This is a genomic window from Pelotomaculum sp. FP (genome assembly GCF_004369245.1).
GTDB classification, from domain to species: Bacteria; Bacillota; Desulfotomaculia; order Desulfotomaculales; family Pelotomaculaceae; genus Pelotomaculum_C; species Pelotomaculum_C schinkii.
Window position 1 is genome coordinate 41,000 of record NZ_QFGB01000006.1, and the last position, 24,067, is coordinate 65,066.

Here is a 24,067-nt window from a genome sequence, read left to right on the forward strand (position 1 = left end):
AATTATAAACCACTATCCGACTATATGATACCACAACTTGTCCAACAATTCTAACATTAATTAATTTTGCTGCCATATGTTTTAAGTTGCCTATTGCCTGTTATTATTTAGTGATGTATCCCAATTAAATTGAGTATTTATAGCTTTATATTACACTATAATTATTTATGTTATGTTTTTTGAACACAGTCCATATGTTGAATTACCAGGGGAAAAGCCACCCGGAGCAATCCAGATGGCTGAATATTTACCAACTAACATTTATCGGGGATATAGATGGATACCTGAACCAGAAGAATATCGGAGGGGCGCTTCCTGCGACATTTGTTTAAGCTGCTGCCCAAACAAAACAAGCCCCTCTTCGCCGTTACAAGACCGTCCCTCCAACATCTTGACACACTTTAACCGCCACCCATGAGACGGTATATTTCTATTAAATCCCCGTCTGATAAAACTTTATCTTTTACGACTTTCCCGTTGACAACCTTGAACCCTATATGATTTCTATTTTTACTGAATAACTTCTGAACTAATTCCTCTAATGTAATGGCAGCACGCAGCTTTAATGGAAATTCCTTACCTGATTCAAATCCTTCAACATGTTCTGATGGAGTCACATATGACTTGAATTTAACCGTAATTGGACTGGCAGGTTCAGAACCCACATTCATTCTCCTCCCTGCAATTCATTCAATGCACACATCAAGGGCGACGGTCAAAGACCTCACCCTTTGATGTTTGCAACGAAAAATTAACAATGTGAACTTGCTGATTGAATACTAATTGCTTAGAAAGGTATCGCTTGATTCAACTCTTCATCTATAATATCAAACACGGCGCCTGATGAAGGCAAAATTTCAGTCTTGAAGAAATCAGCCACCTCAATTTTGGCAACCCCGGCTGCCTCATTAAATTTTTTCTCCAGCGCTATCGCTTCGACGCCCAGGCCCATCAATCTATCCACAGTCCATTCACCGCCGAATTTGCCTGCGAACATATCAACTAGTGCCAGCAGGTATGGTTCTTCTGTGGTGCAGAAGCTGTTAAACAGACACATACCCGTACAATCCACCATGCAAAAAGCTACCTGCAGCATGGTCGATAATTCAACCTGTCCTGCCTTATCGTACGGATTAACCTGTTCAACTGTGCCAAGCGAGTTGCCGCAGGTGTGGTCGGCGCCCTGCGGGGCAGTGGCATAAGTTACACCGGTTCCTTTTAAGCCCCTGGGATCGTAGGCTGCCAGGCCCTGTCCTTTGGCTACCGGGATTCTCTTTACGCCGAGGTATTGCCCTGTTGCCAGCGTGCCGTTGCCGAGGATATTGCCAAATTCTGTGCCGTCGGCTATTTCCTGGACCAGTTTGATGGCCGCTTCCTCATCGCCCCAGGCGATTTTCCCCGACTCCATCACAACACCTATGGTTGTACCCGTATCCATGGTGTCAATACCAATGTCGTCGCACATACGGTCAATTTTTGCAACCGTATCCAGGTTGGCAATTAAGCAGTTGGAACCAACCAGACCTATTGTCTCGTATTCCAGACCTGAGGTCAGGTATTTGCCGTCCGGGCCGTGGTAAACGTTGGAGCAATGGATGATGCAGCCCGGTTGGCAGGCGTGGCCGGTCCGACCGCCTCTTTCACTGCAGTTTTTAGCCAGGGTTTCGCCGCTGATCTTTTCTGCTTGATCCCACCTGCCGTCGCTGAAGTTCTTAGTCGGCAGGGCGCCCAGGGCGTTTACTCCCATGACTCCGGCTGCTGTGCCCAGGGCTGGATAGCCACCTCCGGAAATGGGGTGATTTTTAATACCTTCAACGAATTTCCGATTAGCTTCCATGAATTTTTCTTTGTCGGCATACTCGGCCTCAAGTTTAGCGCCTTCCGTATCCAAGACGATGGCCTTGATCCTCTTGGAACCCATGACCGCTCCGACGCCGCCCCGGCCGGCTGCACGGGCGGTATGGCCGCTGGGATCACTTACCTGGACTGAAGCCATTTTATAGCCTCTTTCTCCAGCTGGGCCTATGGCCATGACACTTACCTTGTTCCCATAATCTTGCATTAACCGTTCAGCTGTGGCATAAGTACCCAAACCAACATATTTATCGGCCGGCAGTAATACCGCACCATCTTTGTTAACCTTTAAAATATACCACTCGTCTCCTGCGGGTGTGTTTTCAATGATAATGCATTTAAGCCCCAATCTGGCAAAGGCCGCGCCCGCAGTGCCGCCGGCGTTTGCTTCTTTAACGCCGCCTGTCAGCGGGCTCTTGCAGCCAACCGAGATCCTGCCGCTGGCCGGCGCTGCCGTGCCGTTTAAAAGACCTACGCAAACGATCAGCTTGTTGCCGGAGCCCAGGGCGTCACAGGCTGGGTCTACTTCTTCGGTGAGAATTTTGTCAATCAGTCCGCGGCCGCCATACAACTCCAAATCTTTTCTATCTTCGTATTGTACTACTTTGGAATCCATGTCTACCCTTATAAATTTGTCAGCCATTGAAATCGTAGTACCTCCTTTTTAAAAATTCCATCTGAAATCATGTTTTATGAAATCAATATTTCCTTTCCAAGAAGGGAGGCACAAACGTTTCCATTTATACCTAGCGGTTAACAACCATGGCAACTGCTGTAGGCTGTTTAACTCGGAAATAATTGTTCACTTAAATATGCTTTTATGCAGATACTCCTTCTTTTGCGGGCAATGTCTTAATCCAGGGCGGACCGAGGGAAACGACTTCTTTGCCATAAGCGGTATTGAGTATGGTTGCGACTATAATCCAAATTAAAGAAATAACGGCGATAATTTCAATGTATCCGGCTGCTTTTGTTAACACCGGCATGCCGAGAAGGTTGCCAAAGCCCATGAGTCCAAAGAAGATATCGGTGATGATGAAGAAAAGTCCGGGTACAAAACCTGCTCGCATCGGAAGCCCGGTGAGGAACAGCAAAATGACGCCCATGCTTAAAAATACCCAGCCGTCTACTGCTGAGGTGTCTTGCGGTCCAACGTTTAAGAATTTGAACATAAAGGAGATAGCCCCATAGAACATAAAGGCACTGAAGGCCAAAGTTATGTTGCCGTTTACAACATCACCGCGCTTAAGCTCAATGGCTCCGGCGATAAACTGCACGATACTGCCTACCAATCCCAGCGGCACAAGTATGATGAGGGCTGAAGCCGGGGCAATGCCTATTAGCACTGGGAGAAGGGCACACAGGTAAAAAACCATCACAATTAAACCTGCTGGATTTGCAGTTGCATGAGAATCAGACATCCAAAATACCTCCTAATTATTTTAAACATTTAGACAATTAGACCAATAACGTTCTCCTACACACCATTTTTATTATAATCGCCATGATATAGTAAGGATGTACGGTCAGTTGGGTGGTACAGGGGTTGCATATTGGTGATGGCAGTTTTGCAAACCTGTGCCACCCCAATTAACCGCTGAAGTCAAACTGCTTTTTGCGAATAGAACTTTTATGCGTAAATTTTCTTTAAGATTTCAAGAGCGTCAGCAGCAGTCATCTTTCTGGGCTGGAAATTCTGGAATATATCCGCTTCAATGATCTTTGCAGCTTCTTCGAACTTGCTTTCATCGTAACCGAATGATTTAACAGATCTTAACCCTAACTTGTTGTCTCTAAAATCAATGAAAGCGTCTCTTGTTTTTGCACCGATTTCTTCCGGTGTTTCCTTGCCTGTGAACGTTGCTCCTAAAGCTTTACCTATAAACTTGGTCCTTTCAGGCACTGCAGGCGCATTGAATTCCAGTACCCAGGGCTCTGAATATGCAACACAGTGTCCATGCGGTATATCAAATAATCCGCCGATTGTTTGTCCGATTGAGTGCCCGGCATTAGCGACACAGTGACCTAACATCCAGCCTGCCAAAGACGCTGATATAGCCATCCTGCTTCTTGCTTTTACATTGCCCGGATCAGAAATGCATATCGGCAAGTACTCCGCAATAGTCTCAATAACCTTTTCGCAGATCATATCAGTAAAGTCAGTTGCGAGCGTATCCGTATAGTCTTCTACAACGTGTGTTAACGCGTCCAATCCCGTAGCTGCTGTCAATTCAGCAGGTAATCTTGTCTGCATAACGGGATCTAAAATTGCATACGCCGCATTAGCATTATGTGAAAGAATTGTATACTTTGCATGATCAGGGCCCATAAGGATCATTCCCTGAGATAATTCGCTGCCTGTTCCTGCAGTAGTAGGTATTAAGACGCAGTTGGGTGAAAATTTGATATCGTCCATACGCTCTACATAGTCCAGGATCTTCCCGTCATTAAATCTCAAGACGTTGACAGCCTTAGCGCTGTCCATTACGCTTCCGCCGCCGAGACCTACTACTGCATCACATTTTTCTTTGTTACAAATCACGCTGGCCTTTTCGATGGCGTCTGTCGGCGCATTCGGCAGTACTTCATCAAAAGTAACGTATGGGATGTTTCTTTCTTTCAAACCCGCTACTGCTTGATCGAGGATACCCATATTTACCATGCTCTTATCTGTAACAATCATCGGCTTCTTAACGCCCATATGCTCTATTAATTCACCTAACTGTTCTAGACTTCCCGGTCCAATAAGCATACGAACCTGGTTATACAATTGAAAATTTAACATGCTACTTCCTCCTTTTGTGATTTCACTACTCAAATTTTTGTGTCAAGCAATACACCATAAATATCCTTTTCAATCCCTGCACACCTGTCAAGCCTTGGACCTTTTTTAGAAGAACTCAAATCCCGCTACGTCACGCAATCAAAAACGAGGCTGATTTTAGAAGGTTTTGTATTTCCCCCTTTTTATGGATTTTATATGACGTCACGATAATGTATAGAAGCAAAGCTCATGCCAGCCAAGGTTATTTTTCTGAAATATAGTTACCAAATGTGTCTATCTTTAAAAAAAATTTTGATTATTATGCGAACCGTTATGAAATAAGGCTCTAAGGTTTGTTCAGCACCCGCTATAGTTACTGCCGTTTTTGTTTTCACTTATAATGAATGGGATTATTTACATGTGTACTTACGAAAAACCTCATTGCAAATGAAAGTCAACTGTTTAATATTTGGACACTAAGTAACATTTATAATCATCTGTACATTTACTATCCGTCACTTCCCCAAAGCATTAAAATTAGTCCTCTAAAAAAAAATTCAGGGCCGGCGTTTGAACATACCGGCCCTGAATTTCATCTGGGTTTATATAGATATACACATCTACTTTTCAAACCGCAGTGCTTCAATGGGATCCAATCCCGCAGCCTTCTTGGCAGGATAATAGCCGAAGAAAATTCCGATTGCCGCGGAAAAACCCGCGGAGATTACTATTGAGTACGCCTTGACCGACATCGTCATACCGGCCACCATGGCAATGATTTTAGACCCGGCTACACCCAGGAGAATCCCTATAATCCCCCCTGACAGACACAGCACCAGCGCCTCCACCAGAAACTGGTTGAGGATATCGCTTTCACTTGCCCCGACCGCCATGCGCAAACCAATCTCCCTGGTTCTTTCAGTTACAGAAACCAGCATGATATTCATGATCCCGATACCGCCCACCAGCAGTGATATGGAAGCCACCCCGGCCAGAAAGAGCGTCAATATGGCAGAGGTGCTCTCAACCGTTTCAAGTACGGAAGCCAGGTTGCGCACGTTAAAATCATCAGAGGCAGTCCCTTCCAAGCGGTGCCGCTGCCTTAAAAGGCTTTCTATATTACTCTGGACGGCAGCCATGTTCTCCGCCTTATCGACCTGAACATCGACTAGACGGACACTCTTTACACCCAATAGTTTTATTTGAGCAGTGGTGATAGGAATATATATAACATCATCCTGATCCTGACCGCCCATGGAGGATCCTTTGGAGGCAAGGGTACCTACAACGGTAAAGCTTATTTTATCAATTCTAATTTTTGTGCCTATCGGATCTTCTCCGGAGGGGTAAAGGTTGTCTACCACCGTTTTGCCCAGAACTGCCACCGGCGCGATGTTCGTTACATCATCATCGGTAATAAATGACCCTGCGCTGATTGTCCAGTTTTTGATCGACAGCAATTCGGGGGTGGTTCCGTTGTAAGTAGATGTCCAGGTTTGGTTGTTGTACCCGATGGTGGCGCTTGAACTTAGCTCAGGCGCCACATAGAGCGCCGAATCTATTTCAGCGATTGCTTCAGCGTCTTCCAGGGTAAGGGTTGCGACACTGCCCCCGGAGCCCCTGACCGGCCCCTGCCCGGTTCCGGGATAAACCATCAATAGATTGGAGCCCATGCTCGAAATCTGATCCTGTACTTTTTGGGTGACGCCCTGCCCCACGGCAATCATAATAATAACAGCCGCAACCCCGATAATGATGCCAAGCATGGTCAGGGAAGCCCTTAACTTATTTGCCTTGATCCCGTTAGCGGCCACCTCAAAGTTGTTGGCGAGATTCATAGTTCCACCTCCGCTTCTACCGGAAAGGCCGCCAGATCCGCAGCGGCATTCCTCTGGCTTAATACCGGAGCATCGTTGATAATGTGGCCATCCTTGATCATAACTAAACGCCGGCAGTAAAGTGAGATTTCCTGATCATGGGTAACTACCACCACGGTTATCCCTTTTTCTTGATTCAGCCTCTGCATAACCCCAATAATCTCTATGCTTGTTTTTGAATCCAGGGCTCCGGTGGGTTCATCCGCCAGGATCAAAGAAGGGTTGTTTACCAGAGAACGGGCAATGGCGACTCTTTGCTGCTGACCTCCTGACATCTGGTTGGGATAGTGGTTAAAATATTTTGAGAGGCCGACCCATCTCAAGGCATCTTTGGCCCTGGCTGCCATTTCTTTCTTATCTACTCCGGCATAGATCATGGGTAGCTGAACATTAGCGCCTACGGTCATCCTTCCCAAAAGGTTGAAACCCTGAAACACAAAACCAAGCTTTCTTTTACGGATGTCAGCCAACTGACTCTTATCTAATTCGGATACATTCTCACCATCGATACAATATGTACCTTCAGTAGGCTTATCCAGGCAGCCCAAAATATTTAACAGCGTGCTCTTGCCAGATCCGGAGGAACCCATTATCGCAACCATTTCTCCCTGCTTGATGGTTAAATCTATACCCCGCAAAGCGAAGACCTTGTTTTCCCCCATATCATATATTTTCTTAATGCCCTTTAGTTCAATAGTAGTTTTATCCGGCATACGGCACCACCATTCAATAATAGATTACTCACATCGTAAGCGGCGTCAACGGAGGATGTATGACAGAAGCCAAAATGGTCTTCAGATTAGTTTGACAGATTGCTGATTAGGGTCCTCCCGGGGGTGGGCCACCGCCCATCATGCCGCCGCCCTGGTTACTCCTGGTACTGCTATTAGTAGAAGTAGAAGTAGAAGTTGAAGTTGAAGTTGAAGTTGAAGTCTGGCTGAGAGAGCCAACTACAACTGTTTCTCCTTCGTTAAGGCCGTTTACAACTTCATAGTTGCTTAAGTCTGACATTCCCAGGGTCACCTGTCGCGGTTCCGGTTGTCCTGACTGGCCCATCACCAAAATCGTCGATTGCTGCTCCTTGGAACTTGTTGCAGCGCCGGCAGCCCCATTACTGCTACTGCTACTGCTACTGCTACCGCTAGCGGCGCCTGCACCTGCACCGCTGGTTTGTTTATTATTTTGAATTTGGCTGTTGCCGCCACCTTCAACATTTGCCGGTTTTGCGGCCCCGCTCTGACCTAGTTTGTTGAGGTAATTTGCAGCATAGGTTACGGCCGCTTTGGAAATGATGAGGGTATTTTCTTGTCTTTCAACAATGATGGTTACGTCTGCAGGCATCCCCGCTTTTAACCCCTGCTGGTTATCATCAATTTGGATGATAACATCATAAAGCTGGACGTTGGACGACGTATATGCCTGCGGGGCTACACTGCTGATCTGACCTGTAAAGGTTGTATTGGGGAAGGAATTAACTGTAAATTCAACCTTTTGGCCAACCTGTGTCTTGCCGATGTCTGCTTCATTCACCTGTGCGGTTACCTGCAAAGCCTCCGAGATAACAACCATGAACCCGCTGGACCCGCTGGTGCTGTTGTTGTTGGCCGTAGCCCGTTGCCCTACGGCGCCGTTTATCTCACTAACGATACCATTAATGGGGCTTGTCATCGTGGCTCCTGTCAAATCAATTCTAGCCGCTTGCAACTGCGCCTGGCTGCTCGCCAACTTTGCCTCGGCTGATTTAATATCCTCCGCCTTGCTGCCTGACAGCAGCGCTTTGTAAGCTTCCTGCGCTTTTATTAAATTACCTTCGGCATTGGCATAACTTGCTTGATATGTTTCAAGATCTGTCTGGGATAATGCTTCCGCCTCAGCCAGTTTCTGATTGCGCTCCAGGTTAGACTTGGCCTGGTCATACGACGCCTGGGCTATCTGCACACTGGCCTCGGCCTGCCGCAATTCCTCCTGGGTGGAGCCTTGTTGCAGCAATTCCAAACTGGCACTGGACTGATCCACGCTTGCTACAGCCTGTGTCACCGACAATTCCAGGTTTTCACTGTCCTGATCGGCCAGCACCTGACCGGGTGTTACATGATCTCCTACCTTGACATAAATATTTTTAATGATTTCAGCGTTTTTAAAGGACAGGGAAACCGTGCTTACCGGCTCGACCGTGCCGCTTGCCGAGATGGTGTTGGTTATTGAGCCTTTTTTGACGTTTTCAGTAAGATAACCTCCCGACGCTTTTTTTGAGTTGCCCAGTAAGAAATATCCCCCCAATGCAATAACCACAATGATTAAGACGCCTAAAAGTTTTTTTCTCTTATAGAATACAGGAGGCAAACTGAATTTTTTTATTCCATGATTGAGTGTGTTTTCCACTGTCTTATTCCCCCTTCAGACATAGTCGTTGTCCTTACACCATCTCATTGTGATGTTCATCCTTTCACGTATTATGTATGTCCAGGCCTATTTTCTTAAAATGATATGCGCTTTAACTGAATTTCCCCTTAATGGTAACTGAGTGTTGATTGAATAATAGCTGAATATATGCTGAAAGAAAAAACGACATTCACACACGATAGATCGTGCATGAATGCCGTTTCGTTGGAGCTTTCCGGTTACGCGGGCAGCCAGACATAAAATGTGGCGCCCTCTCCCTCCCGGCTTACAGCGCTAATGGTTCCGCCGTGAGCGCTTACAATGGATTTGCTGATCGCCAGGCCTAAACCGGCTCCGCCATATTTGCGCGTCCGGGAGGAATCACTGCGGTAAAAGCGATCAAATACGTGGGGGAGATGGAGCTCACTGATCCCCGGTCCATTATCTTGAACGGATAACTGCACGCCATTGTTCATTCTCAATAATGAGACCCGGATATGCCCTTTTTCAGGATCTGTGTGCTGCACCGCGTTTTGAAACAGGTTCAGGATCACCTGTTTCATCTTATCCGTATCATATTTGCATTTTAGGTCCAGTTCTATATTCAAGTCCAGTTTTCTGCCGCCGGCCAGAATACGCAGTTGCGGTTCCATATCCCGGAGAACATTGTCCAGCGCGCCTTCCGTAAGTTCAATGCGCGGCGTGCGGTCGAGTTTAGCCAGGAGAATCAACGCATGTACCAATTTATTAAGGCGTTCCGATTCGCTGTGCATGCTTTTTAATGATTTATACAACTGCTCCGGTTGATTGGCCGCGCCGCGGAGCAGCACCTCCAAAAACCCATGAATGGAGGTCAGCGGCGTCCGCAACTCATGAGAGGCGTCCGCAATAAAACGGCGCATCTGTTCCTGGGTCTCTCTTTCCGCTGCAAAGGAAGCTTCCAACCGCTCCAGCATGCCGTTAAAGGATTCCGCCAAACGGTCAATTTCCAGCTGCCCTTGCCGGGTAGGAAAACGCCTGGCTAAATTCCCGGCGTCGATTTGCTCCGCGGTATCCACCATGTTGGACAAGGGGACCAGCGTTCTTTTCAGTAGCGGTAAAAAGCCAAGCAGCCCAAACAACAGGGCAATGATGGAAAGCAACAAAAAAACCAGTAGTTGACGGACAAGCAACTCCTTGAGCGGAGCTGTAAAAGTACTTACTTGAACGACGCCAAGCGCCTGTCCGGGTTCTGCAAAAACCGGCTGCAAGACCAATATTTGTTCCGAGCCTCCGGCGCCGACAATTTTATAATTCGGCCATGGTCTTTTCTTCCTGACATCCAAATTCTCTTGCCCGGAGAACTCTTCGTCGACCGGATTTCTCATGATTCTTCTCTTCATGACATCCAAATACTCTTGCGCATCCAATTTCGGAGTGCTTCCGCTGTCGGGACCGCTGGAGAATACGAAATAGTTGCCCTGCAGATCAATAAATGCCAGGTTTTCCTCAGGAGTCAAGAAACGCGGCGGACGCAAATCGCCATATTCCTGGCTCGTACCGGAATGCTGCCAGACATCGGGAGAAATAGACATGATCTGACTCTGCATGCTGGAAGCTTTATTTCTGTAAATAACCTCCCGCATAAAAACATATTGCAGCAAACCAATGAGCGCCAGTAAAACGGCAAGGATGAGCAGTGAGCGGGATAATAGTTGAATCCGGAGTGAATTAAAAGCAAAAAAAGAACGATCGTTTCCTTCTTGCTTCATGACAGATCGATCCGGTAGCCTGAACCACGCAAGGTTCGTATTAATTGATGGTCCTTGTCGTTTAATTTGTCCCGCAAGGAGCGGATATACACCTCAACAATGTTTTCCTCTCCTCCGAAATCATAACCCCATACTTTATCCAAAATCATCGTTTTGCTTAAAACCAATCCGTGATTGAGAACCAGAAATTTAAGGAGTTGATATTCCGTTGGAGACAGTTCCAAAACCCGGTCCTTAAGGCGGATTTCCTTACGGCGGTCATCAATATGAAACGACCCGATCACTACTTCCCCAAACAAGTTTGGGAATTGATTGCGAATTCGGGCATAGATTCTGGCGAGCAGTTCCTCAAAACTGAACGGTTTTACCATGTAATCGTCGGCCCCGAGCGTAAGACCCTTCACCCGGTCATCCACTTCATCCTTGGCCGTCAGCATAATCACCGCCACGTTCTCCGATTTTTTGATCATCCGGCACACTTCAAAACCATCCATGCCGGGCATCATAACGTCGAGTATAACGACATGCGGCTGAAATTGCTTCAGCAAGGTAATGGCTGTCATGCCGTCCTGGGCGGTCTGCACTTCAAACCCTTCATTTTGCAGGCCGAGCTCCAAAAACTGCAATATATTCGGTTCATCATCTACTAATAGTATTTTAATCCCCTTCAATTGTTGCATGCCTGGACTACCACCTTTATACACATTAACCAAATAGCATCCACCCAGAACCTTCGCGCTGTGGAACATTCCCTGAAGGGGTATGTTCCCGTTCCAGCATTCTTCTTACCTATTAATATTATCCTTGCAATACCTGAAAACGTACTGAATGAAAACTGAAAATTAGTTGAATCTTAGAATTGGCAAAGGGGTTATCGTAAATCAAGACGATAACCCCTTCAATATATATGCATATTAATGCGCAATACAAAAAACAATCCATAGACTATTTGATATGAGCCGCGATCATTTCTGTTACTGTCCATCCTGCCTGGCTTTCTGAATTTTAGCCCAGGTATCCTTCAATGAAACAGTCCGGTTGAAAACCGGTTTTGTTTTTGTTGAATCAACAGTATCCACACAGAAGAAGCCGTTGCGCAGAAACTGGTAGCGGCTGCCGGGCGCCGCTTCCGACAAGCTCCGTTCAAGCATGCAGGAGGTCAGCTTCGTCAGCGAGTCCGGGTTGACGCAGGCTCTGAAGTCCTTTTCCTCATCCGGGTTTTCTTTTAAAAAGAGATGGTCGTATAAACGCACTTCGGCTGGCATGGCATGGTCCGCCGAAACCCAGTGCAGCGTTCCCTTAACCTTGCGGGAACTGGCCGCGCTGCCGCTCTTTGTTTCCGGATCGTACGTGCAATGCACCTCAAGCGCCTCACCGGATTTTTCGTCCTTCACCACCGACTCACACCGGATAATGTAAGCGTTCTTCAAGCGCACCTCCTGTCCGGGTGCGAGCCGGAAAAATTTCTTGGGCGGATTTTCCATAAAATCTTCCTGCTCAATATACAGCTCCCTGGAAAAGGGTAGTTTGCGCGAGCCCAGGCCTGGATTTTCCGGGTTGTATTCGGCCTCCAGCTCCTCGACCCGCCCCTCCGGATAGTTGTCAATAACCACCTTCAGCGGCCTTAAGACACCCATCACGCGCGGCACACTAGAGTTTAAATCTTCCCGGATGCAGTGCTCAAGCATGGCGATATCGACCATGCTGTTGCTTTTGGCCACCCCGATCCGATCGCAGAAGTCACGTATTGATTCCGGCGTGTAGCCCCTCCTGCGCAGTCCCGATATGGTGGGCATGCGCGGGTCGTCCCAGCCGCTTACAAAGCCCTCTTCCACCAGCATGCGGAGCTTCCGCTTGCTCATCACGGTGTAGGTGAGGTTCAAGCGGGCGAACTCGATCTGCTGGGAATGATAAATGCCTAGAGTATCCAGCGTCCAATCGTACAGTGGGCGGTGGTCTTCAAACTCCAGCGTGCAAATGGAGTGGGTGATCCTTTCCAGCGAATCCGAAATTGGATGGGCGTAATCGTACATCGGATAGATGAGCCACTTGTCGCCGGTCCGGTGATGAGTAGCCCGCAGTATGCGGTAGAGCACCGGATCCCGCATGTTCAGGTTCGGAGAAGCCATGTCAATTTTAGCCCGCAGGACACGCGAACCATCCGGAAACTCACCCGCCCGCATCCGCTCAAACAGGTCCAGGTTCTCCTCCACTGACCGGTCGCGGTAGGGGCTTTCCTTGCCCGGTTCCGTCAGGGTGCCGCGGTACTCTTTAATTTCCTCCGCGCTCAGGTCGCATACATAGGCTTTACCGGCCTTAATCAGCTGCACCGCGTAATCATACAGCTGGTCAAAGTAGTCGGAGGCGTAGAACATCCGGTCATCCCAGTCAAAGCCGAGCCACCGCACATCTGCCTTGATCGAATCGACATATTCGACCTCCTCCTTGGCGGGGTTGGTGTCATCAAACCGCAAATTGGTGATGCCCCCGTTTCTGGCGGCAATACCGAAGTTGAGGCAGATGGATTTGGCGTGACCGATATGAAGATAGCCGTTCGGCTCGGGTGGAAAGCGGGTATGGACCCGCCCGTTGTATTTGTTGGTACTGAAATCATCATTAATAATGTTCTGGATAAAGTTTGCCTCCAGCGCGGAAGGTTCCGCAAAACCTTCCCTGGCCAGCTCGTCATTTTTCTTGATCATGCCGCTTGTTTCTGTCTTAGGCGTGCCCATATAACTGTCGTTCCTTTCGCAATGGATTAACCGGTAACTCTTGGTTCATATTTCCACAGATTAACCAAAAATCCTCTTATTTATGCTTATTGCATACTTTAAGCAGAGATGAAACCACCGGGAGCAGGTTTTCCCATAGTAAAATCAAAGGGGATTCACACCATCGATGGTGTGAATCCCCTTTGATTTTATAACTACTCATCAAAATCTACTCTTTCAAGTTTCATATGTGGAGGTCATTTCCAATGTGTTATTCTTTCTAATACAGATCCCCGTCATCCACATCATAGTCAAAACTGTCCAGCAGGTCAGAGTCTTCATCATAAAAGTAAACAGTAACAGTATCAAGGCGAATATCCGCATCATCATCAAAAGCGTCAGCAATTTCCTCGCAAATATCCGTTACATCACTATCAATACGGCTGCTGCTTAAGTATTCCCACTCCGAGGAAGCGTCGTCGTCAACCGCATCAAGATAAGCAGTAACACTTTCGTCGTCGTCATCATAAGAAATATCCATTGTGAATTCTATGTCATCCACATAAAAACTGTCATCCTCAAGGCTGTCCAAAACATCTTCCAGATCGGAGTCCGAGCTGCCTCCCCGATAGTCTTCATCTTGAAATTCCACGTCAAGACTGTAGTCCCCGTCCTTATAGAATTCCACCAACACATCATCACTGTCAGTATCTATAATTTCTCCACTAACCACCGTATCATCCGATAATTCATCCTGAATACTGCTTACCAGATCTTCAATCCAGTCCTCAATGTCACTGTCGTCCAACTCTTCCCACTCATCCCCATAGTCATCCAGGTCAACATTAATAGTCGCATCAATATCGCCTTCGTCGCCATCAAGACTGATGTCTTCAATATTTACATCTTCCAAATAGTCGTATTCGGATATTAAGGCATCTTCCAGATCGCTAATTTCATCATCATCATCTTGAAATTCCACGTCAAGACTGTAGTCCCCGTCCTTATAGAATTCCACCAACACATCATCACTGTCAGTATCTATAATTTCTCCGCTAACCACCGTATCATCCGATAATTCATCCTGAATACTGCTTACCAGATCTTCAATCCAGTCCTCAATGTCACTGTCGTCCAACTCTTCCCACTCATCCCCATAGTCATCCAGGTCAACATTAATAGCCACATCAATATCGTCTTCGTCGCCATCAAGACTGATGTCTTCAATATTTACATCTTCCAAATAGTCGTATTCGGATATTAAGGCATCTTCCAGATCGCTAATTTCATCATCATCTGCCTCAAGAGAGTCTATTGTATTTTTCAAACTCTCGATTTCAAGTTTAAGATCCTGGATTTCTTTTTCCTTTTGAGTTAATAAATCAGTTGTTGCACTATTCTCACCGGAAATTTTCACTGCTTTGATTGAATCAATCCATTCAACATTTTGGTTTAAGGCCTCAGACACCATTCGAATGGGAACAAAGGTTCTACCATTGTAAATAAATGGTTCCTCATTATCTTGCAAACTGACCGCATTGCCATTTACATAGAGCTGTATATCCACATAATCAACAGTGATTGGCTTTGTGGCTGTGGTAGCTTCCGCAGCCACGGTCATCAACAGTACTATAGCCAGTGACATCAACACTGTAATAATTCTTTTCTTCATTTTTTCAACTCCTCACAATAGCTTTTTTCTACTAACTAATTTCACTGTAAATCAGCCTAAAACCTTGGTTTGCTTAATATTATCAGGCAGTGCACCCCCTGACATTTGGTAGTATTGAATACAAAAAACTTTTTCAGCAACTTCTCCTCAAAAAAGTTGCGAGAAAAATTTTAGCATTATATTAACTTTACCTAAACAAAGGTGAATCCCAACTGAAAGGCAACTGAATATTTACTGAAAAATATGGTGATGAAAGGTAATGAAGGCTTTTTATATGTTAAAACCTTCTAATGCCTCACTCCAAAACCAGCTAACAAACCAACAAAGGGATTCTACCTAAATAGTAAGAATCCCTTGTACTTCATGATATTTATCTCGCGGAGAGGGTGGGATTCGAACCCACGAGACCGCTCATCACGATCTACTGGATTTCGAGTTTTGTCAAAGCCCTTTCAATGATTTTAGAGACTTCTATTGACTGGCAAAACTTATTGCTTGTGACAGGTACCTTTATATGCGTAAAAAAATTCTTCTATTACCTTTCTTTGAATGGTGCATATGTAAAATATACGATATAAAAAGTAAAATATTATTTACATTTAGAGTAGTTTATAATACAATCTAAATTATAAAGTTCCAAAAGGAGGAAACTACTATGAAGAATAAGATTGTTTGGTTTATGGTATTCTCGGTAATATTCCTGATTATAAGTGTTATACTCCAGTTCTTCAAGGATGGTATTATCGATCCAGTTCGGCTTTTGGCATCGGCTGGTGGAATTGGTATAGCTTTTTTTATTAATATAGCACCAAAAAAACCAATTGTATTATGGATTGGATTGGTTCTTACCGCACTTAGTATGCCCATTATTCTGGTAGGAGTGGTTTTATTGATTCTTTCGATATTTTCTATTCATCCTACCGGGGGTAGCATGCTTGGTATTTATGTCTTAGGAATTGTTATCATTTTCTATCTCGCCAAAAGGTTTGGAGTCAAGCATTTTTTCCCCGACCCGGTTGTGGACGAAAGAATTGTGCTGCATTATGCCTGGTCGGGCTCTTTGTCGTTTATATTCCTTAATTTCCTGATCATAGGGGCAATTATACAACCCTGGATAGCTCTTGACCAATTAGGGTTATGGATAGGTATTTTAATCTCAGGATTACTTTTTTGGTTTGCCAGCTTGGTTCTTTTGGAGATGAAAAAATAATGAAAAATAAGCTGAAAGTCTACCGCGCAATGCATGACTTGACACAGGAGGAATTGGCAAATAAACTGGGAGTTACTCGCGCCACCATAAACGCGATTGAAAAAGGGAGGTACGACCCTTCCCTTAAACTGGCCTTCAAAATAGCACGCTTTTTTGAAGTAGCTATTGAAACTATATTTATTGAAGAAAAGTTATAGTGTATTTTATTAAGAATTTCTTTAGCTTCTCAAGGCCGATTGCATTTGTGTTGGTTTTTTTGATTCCTTGAAACTATATAAAAATAAAAATTTTACCCCTTAAACAACAAGAGATAAAATGTAGCTTTTAACATGGCGGAGGAGGTGGGATTCGAACCCACGTGCCACTTCCATGACAACCGCATTTCGAGTCTAGCCGCCTAAGTATACTTTAACGGTAAATGGAAGTTAATACATGTAGATAGTATTCCCCGGAAGCCTTGTAAAATCAGGGTTTCCGGGGATTTTTTTCGTGCTTGCAAGGGAAATTAGGCATTGCAGAAATCAGCGAAAAAATTGCTTCCAACCCTGTTTTGGATAGAACTCGGATAGAACTAGAAAATTCTATTATTCTTACCGGTAAAACTCGCTTCACCACTTGCCGTTGACACAAATTTAAGAAAGTGAGTGAAGCAAATGAATTTTAATGAATATTGCCGTTCGGTAATTGATCGTTATCCTGAATATGTCACGCAAAAAGAAATGTGTGCCATCTTGGATATTTGCAAATCAACAGCCTACTCTCTCCAAAAAAAAGGCTTGATACCCTTCGATTATGTTAGCACATCAGAAGGCAGGAGACAACGGATAAAAATTACTGACATCCTGCTGTATCAATATAAAAAGATGTCCTTTGATGAATTAGAAAATGAGTATACTAAAGATTTACGCCGTTATTACCAAAAACAATTGTGCGATTTCCCCCTACTGCTTTTAGTTCCTGATGTAATACGTTTTACCGGATATTCAGAAACAACGGTAAGCAATTGGATACTGCGCAATGAATTAAAGCCTCTGAGCTATAAAAACAAACGCATCCGCTCATTTCATCGAGGCAGAGGAACATTTATCACAAAAGAATCATTCCTTGATTTTTTGACCGGCCTGTATTATCGAAGCATTACAAGAAAATCAACCGTGCATAAAGAGCAAGCCAGACAATACGAGCAGCTCTTTGACACTTTCATGTCAAAGCGAGGTGCTGTAAATGTCTGACTATAGCTTTCTTATAAATAGGTATCCCGAATTTGTTACGAAAAATCAGTTTTATAGGATATGCCATATAAGCAAAAATACCGCGCTGTATTATCTGCGGAATGGTTTTATTCCTTGCATTGATTCCGGGAAAAAGACGCGCAGATATAAAATTGCAATCAAAGATATTGTCTTCTTTTTGCAAGACAGAGACGAAAACCCTGAAAAATACTATCTGCCGAACCATTATAATAACCCGTTTTTGCCGCGTGAAATTAGGCACTATAAGGCCAAACCGAGGTCTGATAATAGGTTTGCTCACTGCAAGTTAAAAGGCATAAATGAGGTTAGGGATTACCTGCAATATCTTGAACTGCAATTTGCAGATTATCCCGATATGCTGACGACTAAACAAATACAACAAATTACCGGCCATTCACCAACAGTAATATCTTTGTGGTGCAAGTCCGGCAAAATAAAATATATCAAACAATATAATATTTACTTTCTTCAAAAAAAGAGTGTCATTACCTATTTATTCAATCGTGAGTTGCAGCAATGAGTATTAAGCTACTTGCTCTATTTCTGTTATAGAGCAAGTGGCTTTTTTACATGAAAGGAGGAAATTTTAGTGTCAAAAGTAATTGCCCTTGCCAACCAAAAAGGCGGGACGGGCAAAACGACCACAACGGTCAATCTGGGTATCGGCCTTGCAATGCAGGGAAACAAGGTGCTTTTGGTGGACGCGGACGCGCAAGGGAACCTAACGGATTCATTGGGCTATAAGGAACCGCATGAGATACCCGTTTCGTTGGCTACCATCCTATCAAAAGTCATTCTTGAAGAACCCTATACGCCGGACGAGGGTATCCTCCGCCATGCGGAAGGTGTTGATCTCATGCCGGGCAACATCGAACTGTCGGCCATTGAGGTATCCCTCGTCAATACCATGAGCCGGGAAACAGTGTTGCGCAGCTACATCAACACCGTAAGAAACAGGTATGATTATGTGCTGATCGACTGTATGCCGAGTTTGGGCATGTTGACCATCAACGCTCTCGCTGCGGCAGACAGCGTAATTATTCCTGTTCAAGCCCACTACCTGCCTGCCAAAGGAATGACACAGCTTTTACAGACCATTGCCAGGGTACGTAAGCAAATTAATCCCAAACTGACTATTGACGGTATTCTTCCGACGATGGTAGATACCCGTACCAACTTTGCCAAGGATATTTCTTTTGTTCTGCGCCGTGATTATGGCGACAAACTGAATGTTTTTAAATCAGAAATTCCCCTGTCTATCCGTGCGGCAGAAACCAGCGAAAAAGGTAAGAGTATTTATGCTTATGACCCGCAAGGAATAGCGGCAAAAGCCTATGAAGCCTTTACAAAGGAGGTGCAGAACATTGGCGAAAAGCAGCGCAAGAGACAGCATCAAGCTGGCCTCAGTAGATGACCTGTTCACCACCGAGGAAAGCCGCACAGATAATCAGCGTGAAAAGGTGCTGGACATTCCCCTATCGGAAATCAGTGATTTTCCCAATCACCCGTTTAAGGTGAAAGCAGATGAAGACATGCTGGAAATGGCAGACAGCGTAAAGCAGTACGGTGTTTTAGTCCCTGGCCTTGTGCGGCCCAAAGCGGACGGCGGCTATGAAATGGTGGCCGGACACCGGCGCAAAAAGGCAAGTGAGCTTGCAGGCAAGGAAACAATGCCCTGCATTGTCCGTGAACTGGAAGACGACCAGGCCACTATTATTATGGTTGACAGCAATCTGCAAAGGGAAAGCATTTCTCCAAGTGAAAAAGCCTTTGCCTACAAAATGAAATTAGAAGCCATGAAACGCCAAGGAGAAAGAACGGATTTAACTTCCGCCCAACTTGGGCGGAAGTTAGACGGAAAAGAATCACGGGAAATACTTGCGGAACAAGTAGGAGAAAGCCGCAATCAAATTTCCCGATATATCCGCCTTACCTCCCTGCTTCCCTCCATTCTTGAAATGGTGGACGAAAAGCAAATCGCCTTTAACCCTGCTGTGGAGCTTTCCTACCTGGCCGAAAACGAACAACAAGACCTGTACAACACCATGCAGTCGGAGGAATGCACCCCGTCCTTGGCGCAGGCACAACGGATGAAAAAGCTCAGTCAGGACGGACGATTGAGTGTGGATGTTATTTTTTCTATTCTCACTGAGGAGAAACCGAATCAAAAGGAAAAATTCAATATCCAACGGGAGCGCATTGACCGGTTTTTCCCCAGTAGCTTTACCGAAAAACAGAAAGAGGACCTAATCGTTCAGTTGCTTGAAAGCTGGTACAAAAAGCGGCAGCGGGAGCAAGAACGATAAATCGGTATTTGACCGCTACGTACAGCAATCCCTTCTTTAATGAATGAGGGGTTTTTTTGTGCCTTCTTTTGAAAGGAGGTGCTTTCATGCACTTTACAGAAGGCCCTCTGCGCGCATACGAACGCATGATGCAGGAAAAACCGGGACATGACCGCAAACCCGTTAAAGTGGCGGAGGAACGGGATTGCAAGCATTGTCTGCACTTTGACGAGTATAAAGGAAAATGCGGCAAAAAAAAGTGCGTCATATTCGATGATTAAAAAAGTGGTTTTACACCAAGGGGGTAGCTTACGAAAAGTGCAGACAGCGCCGCCTTTTCTTCATCCCCCTCTCCACACCTTTCTCTGAAAAACTTACCTGCCGAAAAAAATACGTTGCTCTTCGGCTGGGGTAATATTCTTGAAATCCATACGTCACCAAATAAGCCTGCCGCAAAGAAAAAGAACAATATACATGAAAGTCAGCCCCCTTTCTTTTTCGGCAGGTAGAACCTCCCCTTCCCCCTATTTTAAAAACTCGAAAGGAGGAACAGAACAATTTGAAACTACTCAAGAATCGGATATTTTTAAGCGCCCTTTGCCTAATCCTAGCGGCGGGCGTTTCTTTTTTGCTCCTGCCTCGCTTTTACGAAAGCAAAAGTGCAACGGTCATGGTGTTAAGAGCGGCGCAGGACATCCCGTCAGGGACGGAAATTCAGGACAAACACCTTGTTTCAGCGGAAGTCGGAAGCTATGGCCTGCCGGAGGATGTCATGAATGACAAGTCCCTGATTATTAGAAAAATCGCCCAGACGGACATTACCAAGGGGGATTTTTTGTTTCCGCAAAAACTAGGCGGAACGATTGCTAGCGAGCTGCTTGACCGCATTGCCGCAAATAATCAGCGCCTAGTTACTATCAGCGTGCCCAGCATCGCGGCGGGATTATCCTCCCACCTGAGAAGCGGCGATATCGTAACGGTGGCCGTGTTTACAGATAAATCACCCAACGGCCAAAGCGCCTCTCCGCAGGTGATCATCTATCCCGAATTGCAAGGGCTTGAGGTTTACAGCGCAGAAAATGCCCGTGCCCAGGATGCTTCCCAGGTCCGGAAGCAGCAGGCCGAAAGCCAGTCCTCCACCGGAGACCCCATCGTGAAAGCCGTGACACTGATTGTCACCGAAGCGCAAGCGGAGAGGCTTATCCAGGCTGAATACACCGGCAAACTGCATTTGGTCTTTGAGAAACGGGGTGTAAGCCGTGAGCAGTAAAATCATCGCCGTCTGGGGCGGCAGCAACAGCGGAAAAAGCACCTTCGCAAGCAACCTGGCCTGCGCCCTTTCCACCCGTGATCAATTGGTGGGCCTCATTTCTTCCAATTTGGTCTTCGGAGAGCTGCAAATCTTCTTCGGCCAGAATGTCCCCCCGGATAAGGGCCTGTTCCGGGCACTAAGCGAAGACAACCCCAACATCGGGGAGAAATTCGCGGAGTCGGGGGAGAGCAAAAACCTATTTTTCCTGTCTGCTCCCACCCGGTATACCGGGCTTCTCTGTGACACCGTAACCCTTGCGCAGGTGGAACAAATGATAAACGCGGCATCCGTAGCGTTCGACATTCTGGTCATCGACGAAGCCGCAGAGCTGACAAACCCGGTGTCAAGCGTGGGCCTGTGGCTGGCGGAAACAATCTGCACCCTGCACCGACCCTCCATTTCTGCGCAGATGTGGCAGCAGGGCGTTTCCGATTTTGTGCGGGAACTGCACATAGCGGAAAAGCAAATCCATATCCTGCAAGCGCCGGACGGCGAATTCGACGATCAGACCTACCGGGAGATGACTGGTCTTTCCTTTTCCTTTGAGCTGCCTTACGTCAAGCGAGCCAGCGAGCTGCAAAACGCCGGAACGCCTTTGTATTTCCACCGCGACCGGGCCTGCCGGGATTACGGCAAGGTGTTGGAACAGATTGCGGACAGAATCTGCGGAGGTGGGAAGCCATGAACAGCCGGTTTTCCATCCATGACCTGATCTACCACGCTAATAAGCGGCGCTCCGCCACCGAGGAAAGCAGCCTGGAAGCGCGGGACTACGGTGAAATATTAGACAGACTGCAACGGATCATTGCTCAAAATCATTCCACGGAGCTGGCCCAGGTCCTGTACTCCCAGGAGGCGGAAGCCAAGCTCAAAGACCTGATTATGCGCTACTTGAACAGTGAGCAGTTGGTGTCCAAAGACCTGCGGAACATTTCCGAGCTGGTGGACGCGGTGTATAACGACATGGCCTTTGTGGGGCTTTTATCCCCCTATTTGCAGGACCCCGATACTGAGGAGATCAATGTCAACGGCTATAGCGGCGTTTGGGTGCAGTACAAAGATAAAAAAGTGCGCCTGCCGGAAACCTTCGGCAGCCCGGAAGCCTGCGCCAACATCGTCAGGAAAATGAGCAGGTTTGGCGGCGTGATCCTGGACGGCTCCAAGCCTGTCGGGGACAGCTATATTTCACGGGGTGTCAGAATGTCGGGCGCAATAGAACCCTGTGTTGACGCGAATGCCGGGGCCATCGCCTCTATCCGCAAGCAAAAGCCGTCTTTCATCACCAGGCAGAACCTGATTCGCTGGGGGACGGCGACGGCGGAGGAATTGGACTTTTTAACTACCTGCGTCAACAACGGCGTTTCCATCGCCATTGCCGGAGCTACCGGCAGCGGCAAAACGGCGGATATGGGCTACATCCTTAGCTCCGTGGCTCCCGAGAAGCGCATCGTTACCATCGAGGACACGCGGGAATTATCGCTGGCCAAGTACGATGAAAACGGCGTAATGCTCAATGATGTGGTTCATCTCCTAACAAAGGAAGCGCCGAATGAGATTACCCTGCTGGATTTGCTGAAACTCTCCCTGAGACTCCATCCCACCCTGCTTGTCCCCGCCGAAATGCGGGGAAAGGAAGCTATGGTGGTTCAGGAAGCCGGACGGACGGGGCATACGGTTATTAGCTCGTTGCACGCCAACAGCGCCAGAACCGCTTACGACCGAATTTTGACGATGTGTTTAGAAGCCGGAACCTCATTATCCGAGGGAAGGCTAATGAAAAACATCGTGGAAGCCTTCCCGGTCATGCTTTTCAAAATGCAGCTCCCGGACCATTCGAGAAAATATATGGAGATTTTTGAAGCCACCGGGGTGCAGAACGGTGAAGTCACCGGTGACACCCTTTTCAAATATGTGGTGGATCACTATGAACGGGATAAGGCTGGGAGGATTACAAAGGTTGTTGGAAGTCACCAACGTTTGGGAAACATCTCCCCAACGCTGGCCGAAAAGCTCTTGGTGTGCGGCGTCCCGCAAAAGGAGATCCGCCGCTTCGCGGAAGGAGGCCCCGCATGAACCCGATTCACCTATCCTTTATTCTGGTATTCGTTCTTGTGAGCCTGGCCCTGTTCCTGCTGCTCAAGCTGAACCCTTTTGCGGTAGAGCAGAACCCGCTGAAAAAACGCCGCCTCTATCTGGCAGGCGCAAAGCTGAAAACCGCCGAGCGGATCGCCATCCGGCTGCAAACCCTGTTCCGCCAGACCCGCTGCACGCAAAAAAAATTCCTCATGATGATGCTGACAGCGGCGGCAGGCGGTTTTCTGGCCGGAATGATGCTGTTTAACAGCCCCGACCTGGCGGCGGTAGCGGCGGCATGTCTGCTTCCCGCCCCCTACATCTACCTGACCGTAAAAAGCGCGACGGTGGCACGGGAGGAAATAGAAGGATTGGAGAACACCATGTCCGTCATCACCAACGCCTATGCCTCCTGCGACGATATTGTCAAAGCCATCGAGCTGTACGTTGAAGAAAAAAACCGCTACCTTCCGCCCCATCTGAGAACCATCACGCCCTTTGACGAGTTGGTTTCGGAAATAAAATACATCAATCCCAACATCGAACACGGGCTGTACCGTCTGTCGGCCAAGATACGCAACCGCTATTTTGCCGAGTGGACCAAAATACTTATCCTGTGCCACCACGACCGGCGGCTGAAGTTCGCCCTGTTCCCGGTGGTCAAGGCCATGAACGACGCCAAGTCCATGCAGGTGGAGAGCGACGGTATGATGGTGCGCGTCTGGCGGGACTACTTATTGACGGCGGGCCTGATGTTCTCCGTCATTCCCATGATGCGCTTTTCAAATGCTGAATGGTTTTCCATCCTGACCACAACCGCCATCGGCAAACTGCTGGTTGTCCTCATGCTGCTGACCGCCCTTGGCACGGCGTTTTACGTCATGAAGGCGACTAAACCTTCCAACAGATAGCAAAGGAGGTTC

The 24,067-nt window shown here is 46.8% G+C and carries 22 protein-coding genes and 1 riboswitch; of the genes, 11 read left to right on the forward strand and 11 right to left on the reverse strand.

Going from position 1 to position 24,067, the window contains the following annotated elements; genetic code table 11:
• Positions 1 to 401: 401 nt before the first annotated feature.
• The 11 genes from Psfp_RS03905 to Psfp_RS03955 form a co-directional block, all read right to left on the reverse strand.
• Positions 402 to 665 (reverse strand): hypothetical protein, encoded by a 264-nt coding sequence (locus Psfp_RS03905; protein ID WP_134217246.1) that lies wholly within the window; start codon positions 663 to 665, stop codon positions 402 to 404.
• Between the two features lie 122 nt (positions 666 to 787).
• On the reverse strand, positions 788 to 2,497 hold the full coding sequence (locus Psfp_RS03910; protein ID WP_134217247.1) for an aldehyde ferredoxin oxidoreductase C-terminal domain-containing protein: 1,710 nt from the start codon (positions 2,495 to 2,497) through the stop codon (positions 788 to 790).
• Between the two features lie 46 nt (positions 2,498 to 2,543).
• Positions 2,544 to 2,660: riboswitch (molybdenum cofactor riboswitch) on the reverse strand.
• A gap of 12 nt (positions 2,661 to 2,672) precedes the next feature.
• Entirely contained in the window at positions 2,673 to 3,275 is a 603-nt protein-coding gene (locus Psfp_RS03915; protein ID WP_134217248.1) for a GPR1/FUN34/YaaH family transporter, read from the reverse strand.
• Between the two features lie 209 nt (positions 3,276 to 3,484).
• On the reverse strand, positions 3,485 to 4,639 hold the full coding sequence (locus tag Psfp_RS03920; protein ID WP_134217249.1) for an iron-containing alcohol dehydrogenase: 1,155 nt from the start codon (positions 4,637 to 4,639) through the stop codon (positions 3,485 to 3,487).
• Between the two features lie 599 nt (positions 4,640 to 5,238).
• Positions 5,239 to 6,456: an ABC transporter permease gene (locus tag Psfp_RS03925; RefSeq protein ID WP_134217250.1), complete on the reverse strand. Its 1,218-nt coding sequence runs from the start codon at positions 6,454 to 6,456 to the stop codon at positions 5,239 to 5,241.
• Positions 6,453 to 7,208 (reverse strand): ABC transporter ATP-binding protein, encoded by a 756-nt coding sequence (locus Psfp_RS03930; protein ID WP_134217251.1) that lies wholly within the window; start codon positions 7,206 to 7,208, stop codon positions 6,453 to 6,455. Before Psfp_RS03930 ends, Psfp_RS03925 begins: the two co-directional genes overlap by 4 nt.
• Before the next feature lie 106 nt (positions 7,209 to 7,314).
• Positions 7,315 to 8,877, reverse strand: a complete 1,563-nt coding sequence (locus tag Psfp_RS03935) for an efflux RND transporter periplasmic adaptor subunit (RefSeq protein ID WP_243120463.1) — start codon at positions 8,875 to 8,877, stop codon at positions 7,315 to 7,317.
• A 239-nt stretch (positions 8,878 to 9,116) separates the two neighbouring features.
• Positions 9,117 to 10,628 carry a HAMP domain-containing sensor histidine kinase gene (locus Psfp_RS03940; RefSeq protein WP_134217252.1) on the reverse strand — a complete coding sequence of 504 codons (1,512 nt, stop codon included), beginning with the start codon at positions 10,626 to 10,628 and terminating at the stop codon, positions 9,117 to 9,119.
• Positions 10,625 to 11,308, reverse strand: a complete 684-nt coding sequence (locus Psfp_RS03945) for a response regulator transcription factor (RefSeq protein ID WP_134217253.1) — start codon at positions 11,306 to 11,308, stop codon at positions 10,625 to 10,627. The genes Psfp_RS03940 and Psfp_RS03945 overlap by 4 nt, the downstream gene beginning before the upstream one ends.
• Before the next feature lie 294 nt (positions 11,309 to 11,602).
• A complete protein-coding gene (locus Psfp_RS03950; RefSeq protein WP_134217307.1) occupies positions 11,603 to 13,330 on the reverse strand; it encodes a glutamine--tRNA ligase/YqeY domain fusion protein in 1,728 nt (575 codons plus the stop codon).
• 289 nt (positions 13,331 to 13,619) lie between these two features.
• A complete protein-coding gene (locus Psfp_RS03955; RefSeq protein WP_134217254.1) occupies positions 13,620 to 15,011 on the reverse strand; it encodes a stalk domain-containing protein in 1,392 nt (463 codons plus the stop codon).
• A 655-nt stretch (positions 15,012 to 15,666) separates the two neighbouring features.
• Here Psfp_RS03955 and Psfp_RS03960 point away from each other — a divergent pair.
• The 11 genes from Psfp_RS03960 to Psfp_RS04005 all read left to right on the forward strand — a co-directional run bounded on the left by Psfp_RS03960 (position 15,667) and on the right by Psfp_RS04005 (position 24,055).
• Positions 15,667 to 16,221: a hypothetical protein gene (locus tag Psfp_RS03960; protein ID WP_134217255.1), complete on the forward strand. Its 555-nt coding sequence runs from the start codon at positions 15,667 to 15,669 to the stop codon at positions 16,219 to 16,221.
• Complete coding sequence (locus Psfp_RS03965; protein ID WP_134217256.1) at positions 16,221 to 16,418, forward strand: helix-turn-helix transcriptional regulator; 198 nt, start codon at positions 16,221 to 16,223, stop codon at positions 16,416 to 16,418. The genes Psfp_RS03960 and Psfp_RS03965 overlap by 1 nt, the downstream gene beginning before the upstream one ends.
• Positions 16,419 to 16,874: 456 nt before the next feature.
• On the forward strand, positions 16,875 to 17,453 hold the full coding sequence (locus Psfp_RS03970) for a helix-turn-helix domain-containing protein (RefSeq protein ID WP_134217257.1): 579 nt from the start codon (positions 16,875 to 16,877) through the stop codon (positions 17,451 to 17,453).
• Positions 17,446 to 17,994, forward strand: coding sequence for a helix-turn-helix domain-containing protein (locus tag Psfp_RS03975; protein WP_134217258.1), 549 nt, complete (start codon positions 17,446 to 17,448; stop codon positions 17,992 to 17,994). Before Psfp_RS03970 ends, Psfp_RS03975 begins: the two co-directional genes overlap by 8 nt.
• Before the next feature lie 69 nt (positions 17,995 to 18,063).
• On the forward strand, positions 18,064 to 18,888 hold the full coding sequence (locus Psfp_RS03980; RefSeq protein WP_134217259.1) for an AAA family ATPase: 825 nt from the start codon (positions 18,064 to 18,066) through the stop codon (positions 18,886 to 18,888).
• The gene (locus tag Psfp_RS03985; protein WP_134217260.1) at positions 18,809 to 19,780 is read left to right on the forward strand and encodes a ParB/RepB/Spo0J family partition protein; all 972 of its coding nucleotides are present in this window, start codon (positions 18,809 to 18,811) and stop codon (positions 19,778 to 19,780) included. The genes Psfp_RS03980 and Psfp_RS03985 overlap by 80 nt, the downstream gene beginning before the upstream one ends.
• An 86-nt stretch (positions 19,781 to 19,866) precedes the next feature.
• Complete coding sequence (locus tag Psfp_RS21465; protein ID WP_192895256.1) at positions 19,867 to 20,040, forward strand: hypothetical protein; 174 nt, start codon at positions 19,867 to 19,869, stop codon at positions 20,038 to 20,040.
• 278 nt (positions 20,041 to 20,318) lie between these two features.
• On the forward strand, positions 20,319 to 21,029 hold the full coding sequence (gene cpaB / locus Psfp_RS03990; RefSeq protein WP_134217261.1) for a Flp pilus assembly protein CpaB: 711 nt from the start codon (positions 20,319 to 20,321) through the stop codon (positions 21,027 to 21,029).
• Positions 21,019 to 21,756: a cobalamin biosynthesis protein CobQ gene (locus Psfp_RS03995; RefSeq protein WP_134217262.1), complete on the forward strand. Its 738-nt coding sequence runs from the start codon at positions 21,019 to 21,021 to the stop codon at positions 21,754 to 21,756. The genes cpaB and Psfp_RS03995 overlap by 11 nt, the downstream gene beginning before the upstream one ends.
• Positions 21,753 to 23,144: an ATPase, T2SS/T4P/T4SS family gene (locus Psfp_RS04000; protein WP_134217263.1), complete on the forward strand. Its 1,392-nt coding sequence runs from the start codon at positions 21,753 to 21,755 to the stop codon at positions 23,142 to 23,144. Before Psfp_RS03995 ends, Psfp_RS04000 begins: the two co-directional genes overlap by 4 nt.
• Positions 23,141 to 24,055: a hypothetical protein gene (locus tag Psfp_RS04005; RefSeq protein ID WP_134217264.1), complete on the forward strand. Its 915-nt coding sequence runs from the start codon at positions 23,141 to 23,143 to the stop codon at positions 24,053 to 24,055. Before Psfp_RS04000 ends, Psfp_RS04005 begins: the two co-directional genes overlap by 4 nt.
• Positions 24,056 to 24,067 lie beyond the last annotated feature (12 nt).